This is a genomic window from Candidatus Nanopelagicales bacterium (assembly GCA_018003655.1).
GTDB lineage: Bacteria > Actinomycetota > Actinomycetes > S36-B12 > UBA10799 > JAGNDY01.
Map to the genome: position 1 here is coordinate 1 of JAGNDY010000011.1, position 5,930 is coordinate 5,930.

At 63.5% G+C, this 5,930-nt stretch carries 5 protein-coding genes; 2 read left to right on the forward strand and 3 right to left on the reverse strand.

What is annotated here, in order from left to right:
- Positions 1 to 150 precede the first annotated feature (150 nt).
- Positions 151 to 1,251: a hypothetical protein gene (locus KAZ48_03400; GenBank protein MBP7971821.1), complete on the reverse strand. Its 1,101-nt coding sequence runs from the start codon at positions 1,249 to 1,251 to the stop codon at positions 151 to 153.
- A 211-nt stretch (positions 1,252 to 1,462) separates the two neighbouring features.
- Here KAZ48_03400 and KAZ48_03405 point away from each other — a divergent pair, with 211 nt between their 5' ends.
- Positions 1,463 to 2,896 (forward strand): hypothetical protein, encoded by a 1,434-nt coding sequence (locus KAZ48_03405; GenBank protein ID MBP7971822.1) that lies wholly within the window; start codon positions 1,463 to 1,465, stop codon positions 2,894 to 2,896.
- Positions 2,897 to 2,911: 15 nt separating this feature from the next.
- Here KAZ48_03405 and KAZ48_03410 read toward each other — a convergent pair whose 3' ends face one another.
- The gene (locus tag KAZ48_03410) at positions 2,912 to 3,835 is read right to left on the reverse strand and encodes an A/G-specific adenine glycosylase (protein MBP7971823.1); all 924 of its coding nucleotides are present in this window, start codon (positions 3,833 to 3,835) and stop codon (positions 2,912 to 2,914) included.
- 66 nt (positions 3,836 to 3,901) lie between these two features.
- On the opposite strand from KAZ48_03410, the gene KAZ48_03415 reads away from it, so the two are divergent.
- Complete coding sequence (locus KAZ48_03415) at positions 3,902 to 4,522, forward strand: hypothetical protein (protein MBP7971824.1); 621 nt, start codon at positions 3,902 to 3,904, stop codon at positions 4,520 to 4,522.
- 45 nt (positions 4,523 to 4,567) lie between these two features.
- Here the strand turns inward: KAZ48_03415 and disA are convergent, their stop codons facing one another.
- Entirely contained in the window at positions 4,568 to 5,665 is a 1,098-nt protein-coding gene (gene disA / locus KAZ48_03420; protein ID MBP7971825.1) for a DNA integrity scanning diadenylate cyclase DisA, read from the reverse strand.
- Positions 5,666 to 5,930: the final 265 nt, after the last annotated feature.

A 5,930-nucleotide genomic window follows, 5' to 3' on the forward strand; every position in this document is an offset into this window, starting at 1 on the left:
TGCTCGCCTGCCAACGGCTCCACCAATCCGTCGGCGACCAGGCCGTCAAGCGATCACGCACGTTTGATCGGACGGGAGTTCCCTAGCACTCCACGGTTCCGCCGCCCAAACTGGCACAGGAGTGGCCTAACCGGTTGCAACTTATGGGGCCTAGCTGATACCCGGCACTGTGACTGGGGTGGCGGAACTGGTGGTGGTGCCGTTGCCGAGCTGCCCCTTTGCGTTGTTTCCCCAGCACTTCACTGTTCCGCCGCTCAGCCTGGCGCAGGAATGGTAGGAACCGGTTGCGACTGAGGTGGCCGTACTGATCCCCGACACGGTCACGGGGGTGGAGGAGTTGATGGTGGTGCCGTTACCGAGTTGACCCAAGCCGTTGTTTCCCCAGCACTTCACGGTTCGGTTGGTCAACACCGCGCAGGAGTGGTCGCCACGGGTCGCGACTGAGGTGGCCGTACTGATCCCCAACACCGTGATTGGGGAGGCGGAACTGGTGGTGGTGCCGTTACCGAGTTGACCCAAGCCGTTGTATCCCCAGCACTTCACGGTTCCACTCGTCAACACCGCGCACGAGTGGTAGGAACCGGTCGCGACTGAGGTGGCCGTACTGATCCCCGACACGGTCACGGGGGTGGAGGATTTGGTGGTGGTCCCGTAACCGAGCTGCCCATCGTCACTGTTTCCCCAGCACTTCACGGTTCCACTCGTCAACAGCGCGCAGGAGTGGTAGGAGCCGGTCGCGACTGAGGTGGCCGTACTGATCCCCGATACTGCGACCGGGGAGGTGGAGTTGGTAGTGGTGCCGTTACCGAGTTGACCGAAGAAATTGTAACCCCAGCACTTCACGGCTCCGCCGGTCAAAAGCGAGCACGAATGGTAGTCACCAGCGGCCACAGTTGGTGGGGAGACTGGATTGGCTTTGAAGGTGTATTTGATTGAGGCCCTCTTGGTCTTCTTCTTCTTCTTGACCTTGATTGTTTTCACTCTCGGGGTGGGCACGGCCGTCCCCGCCTGCGCAGCAACGGTGGCCGCCCGGACCGTGTAGTGGCCTGGCTTCAGTTTGGCGAACGTGGTCGTGCGGTGGATTGTCTTCTTGAACCGTTTAGGTCCGCTGACCGGACCGCTGGCCAGCAACGCCAACGGCAACGTCGCTGCCGCGAGAACCGCACCCACACGGCCAACACCCATAACGGGACGCCTCTCCTTAGCGATACCCCACCGCGTCGTAATCAAGATGTACTCAGCGGCTTTCACCTAAATAGATGAGACCTGCATCACACTACGCGCAGACGACGACACCTGGCTAGGGCAACAGGTGAAGAACCACCGCAGGTCCCGATGTAACGACCTGGGTCGCAAACGAAAAGGAATCCGTCCGCAAAGACCATGTCGAAAGTTGCCCACCCTTGTTACCGTCAATGCCCTCCCGTGCTGGTCGGGAGGGCGAACTCAGGGCGGGAATGGCATGAACTGGAACGGTTCGAAAGTCAGGGGCTCGTTGGCAGCTGGCGCCGCGATCGCGCTGGTGGGTGCTGCCCTAGTTCTCAGCAGCTCAACGACCGCACAGGGCTTCGGGACGGTCAACGGACTGGGCCAAAACGGTGAGCACGAGCGGATCACTCGCGTGCTTGGCAAGGCGGCGACCGATGGCTTGGAGAAGCGCGACTTTCAACCGCGCACCCTCGATGAACTCGCTGGCAAGGATCGTGAGTTGGGCGCGGTCGGGGCGCCGGACAACCCGGTTGACTCGTCGAACGTGCCACTCAAGGGTCTCGGTCCGGGCTACAAGCACTGTGACGATGGCGATTACCTGGATCGGCCCGGCTACCCGCACAGTCGCGCGAGCGCTGACAAGCAGATCAAGAAGTGCGTCGAGTACTACGAGTCGCTCTTGCGCCGATCCGTCAATCAGGCTGGTGAGTTAGTCGGGACTGACAAGCGACTGAACCCGCGCGAAACCAACATCAATAACTGCAAGTACGGCTTTGAACCGGACCTCAAGCAACCTGCCAAGTGCGAAGTGCTCAATGGTTTGGGACGTGCACTGCACCTCGCCGAGGACTTCTGGTCACACAGCAACTGGGGCGATGAGGCGGCCGCCGGACCAATCAGCGTCACGAATCCGCCAGGTCTCAACCGTGACGAGATTCCCGCGTTCTTCGAGTACCCGACGCCCGCCAAGTACTCAATCCCGGATCGCCTACTCACCGGCTGCGATGACAGCCTGCCGCTGCACGAATGCAAGAACCGAGTCACCCACAGCAACGTGGCGAAGGATAACGGAAAGATCAACCCAAACAACGGCACGGCGACGCCTACCGACAAATACCCCCGCAGTCTGGTCGGCGACAACTTCCAGGCCGCCGTTCGCGGCGCGCGCAAGCAGGCCAAGTTCACTTGGCGCGAGGTACAGCGGGCAATCGGGGACAAGTACGGAGACGCCCGTGGAGACGAGATCGTCCGCGCGATAACCCACGATGCGCCGTGGACTGACTGCAGCCTGGTCAACGGCAAGGCCCGAATGGCGACCCATCCGCCGGTTGGCAACACCTCAAGCAACCGCTCGGTGGCGGTGACGTTGCAAAACCAAACCAGCGCCAGGCTCTTCTGCACCAAAGCGACGCTGGACTCTGGCGAGTGGTCGAACGCCCCCGAATCACCGGTAGCGGCCGGCGGGCGCTCGGACTGGCGAACGCAGAGTAACGGCGCAGGCGTGGACGGGTCAGCCGAGTTCCGAATCGGTGATAACGGGCCGCGGGACGAGCTTCAGATCAGTTGGGACAACCCGCTGTTTGGCTCGAACGGATACACCTGCCGCGTCCCAGACGCATTCCGCTGCCAGCGGTCCGAAGGATCGGGCAATCAAGCCAAGCCCACATTCACGATCTCCCGTCGGTAGTGCGACGCCGCGGGGTCACTGCGGCAACCGAAAATTCCCGCCCGCCAGTGGTTCCACCAGCCCGTCGGCGACTAGTCCGTCGAGTGCTCGCGCACGCTGGATCGGATCGGTACAGGTACTCGTGAGGTCGTCGAGAGCAACCGGGTCGTGCCGTGCGCGCAACATCGCCATGATCCGTCCGCGCACCTGGCGGTCAGTGCCTTCAAACCCCTGACTCGCGCGCTTGCGTTCCGGTGCCGGCGGGAACCCGCGCTGGCGCCAGAGGCACTGCTGCGCCAACGGGCAGGCGTCGCAGGCCGGGCTCGTCGGTCGGCACAGCAACGCGCCCAGCTCCATAACCGCGACTGACCAAAGCGCCGCGTCGGCCGGACGGTCGGGCAGCAACTCCTCGGCCATCTGTCGCTCGAGCTTGGTCGGCGCCGAAGACGCTGGCATCGGTTGACCTTCGATAACCCGGGCAATGACACGACGGACGTTGGTATCCAGCACGACCGCCCGCTGCTTGTGTGCAAAGGCCGCAACCGCAGCAGCCGTGTAGTCACCAACGCCGGGCAGGGTGATCAGTTGCTCATACTCAATAGGGACGTCGCCGCCGTGCTCGTCGCGGATGACAATCGCCGCTGCGCGCAGCCGCAGTGCCCGACGCGGGTACCCAAGTCGGTCCCAGGCACGAATTACGTCCGCGTTGGTTGCCGCGGCCAAATCCGCTGGCTGCGGCCAAGTGCTCATCCACGTGTTCCAGGCCGGAATAACCCGGGAGACGGGTGTCTGCTGCAACATCACTTCACTAACAAGGACGCCCCACGCAGAGCATCCGTTGTTGCGCCACGGCAGGTCACGGGCGTTGGCCGCGAACCAGGAGATAGCCAGCCCGGGGACATCCACTAACTGCCCGTCACGAGTTTGTGACACTGTGCGAAATGGTTGGTGCGCGGACATAATCAGCCGATCGTGACATGGCGCGCCGCCGTCGTCGGTCGGCAGGTCGCTTGTTAGCGTTGCCGGGTGAGCAGCGTAGCTAATCCAGTAGGACCTGAACCGCCCTCGACCTACTGGCGTCGACGGCTGCTGGTGGGCCTCGCCATATTGGTCGGCCTGATTCTGATTTTCGTTGTGTTCAAGTCATGTTCGGGTGGAGACAACACCGGCACCGTCGCCCCAAGTGTTTCGCCCACGCCGGTGGTTACCGACAGCGCATCGCCAACCGACAGCGCATCGCCGTCGGCGACCGCTACCGGTGCTGAGTGCGCAGACTCCGATATCGAGGTCACGGCCACGGTTCCCAAGCCATCGATCGCGATTGGCACCCCCATCACCTTCCAGATGAACATCAAGAACACGTCTGCGGTCGACTGCACTCGCAACGTCGGGCCCAAGGTCAACTCGATCGCTGTCACCAGCGGTGGAGAAGCCGTCTGGTCCAGCGACGATTGCAGCCCCGCCGGTGGCGACCAGGTCGAGTCGATCCCGCCGGGCGCTACCTACCGGGTGCAGGCAACCTGGAGCCAGGAAGTGACCGCGGCCAGCTGTGACAACCCAACCAAGGCAACAGCGGGCGGGTACGACGTCGAGGCGAAGAACGGTGCCGCCAAGAGCACCAAAGTCAGCTTCGAGCTCGCTGGTTAGACCGGCAACTGCGACCGCCGACTGGGGCAGAGCTCCGGCCACGGGTCACACGTAGCGCTCGGACAGCGTCGAGTCGGCCATTCTGGCCAGCGACTCGCGGATGCTTCGGGCGCGCGCGTCGCCAACCCCTTCCACGGCTCTGAGTTGGTCAGTGCTGGCGGCCAATAGGCGCTGAAGGGTCTGGAAATGTTCGACGAGCCGTTCGACAACAAACTCAGGCAGTCGTGGAACGCGTGCGAGCAGGCGGTATCCCCGCGGCGCGCAGGCAGCGTCCAAACCCTCGGCGGATCCATCAAGGCCCAGGGCGTTCGCCACTAGGACCAGGTCGAGCAATTCCGACGCAGACAGCGAGTCCAACACCGACAGCGACTGCGCGACCGACCCGGAATCGATGGCCGCGTTCGGCAGGTAGTCACCGACAATCAGGGCGCGGTCCAACTCCACACCAGCGATCAATTCCGCATGTTGCAGCGACATCAACCGGCCGTCACTTCCAAGTTCAACGGCGTAGTCGGCGATCTCCGCCGCGATTCGCCGAACCATCTCGAGTCGCTGCGCCACGATGGCGACATCCCTGATCGTGACGAGGTCCTCGATCTCCAACGCCGACAGCGTTGCGCTGACCTCGTCCAGGCGTGACTTGTATCGCTCGAGCGTGGCCAGTGCCTGATTGGCCCGCGAGAGGATCGCGGCGGATTCCTCCAGCACGTGACGATTGCCGTCGACGTAGAGCGCAACGGTCTTCATCGAGCCACTGACGCTCAGCACCGGGAATCGCGACTGCTGGGAGACCCGATCCGCGGTTCGGTGCCGGGTCCCGGATTCCTCAGTAGGTAGCGAGCCGTCAGGCAGGAGGTGGACACCGGCGCTCACGATGATGTTGGCATCGGTGGACAAAATGATCGCGCCGTCCATCTTGGCGAGCTCACGCAACCTGGTTGCGGTGAACTCGACGTTCAGGATGAATCCGCCGCCGGACATGGACTCGATGACGGGGTCGTGGCCCAGCACGATCAGCGCACCCGTGCCACCGCGCAGGATGCGTTCCAACCCGTCGCGCAGGGCGGTCCCGGGTGCTACGGCCGCAAGGGTGTCCAGGAACAGATCCGTGTCCGCTGGCAGGGACAGGTGTTCGCTGGGCATGACCTCATTGTCGGTGCGCGGCCGCCCCTACGCCAGCCCGGGCGCTCGGATGCGGCACCGCGCGCGTGGGAGGACCAGCGGAGTCGCGCGGCCCGACCTCGGCGGGTACCCAGGAGGGTTAAGCGCCTGCCGCGACGGTGTCGAGAACGGCCTTCAGGCTCGCTGTCACCTCGTCGGCAACAGTGGTCATCTCGGCGTTTGCCGTCAGATCAACCAGCATTTCGGGGTTGATTACCTCTACGACCGTGCCCGACTCGTCGGCACG

What these genes read in the sequence shown, in the direction of transcription:
- disA (MBP7971825.1), bottom strand. Translation starts at nt 5,665, where the DNA reads ATGCCCAGCGAACACCTGTCCCTGCCAGCGGACACGGATCTGTTCCTG.
- KAZ48_03405 (MBP7971822.1), top strand. Translation starts at nt 1,463, where the DNA reads ATGAACTGGAACGGTTCGAAAGTCAGGGGCTCGTTGGCAGCTGGCGCC.
- KAZ48_03410 (MBP7971823.1), bottom strand. Translation starts at nt 3,835, where the DNA reads ATGTCCGCGCACCAACCATTTCGCACAGTGTCACAAACTCGTGACGGG.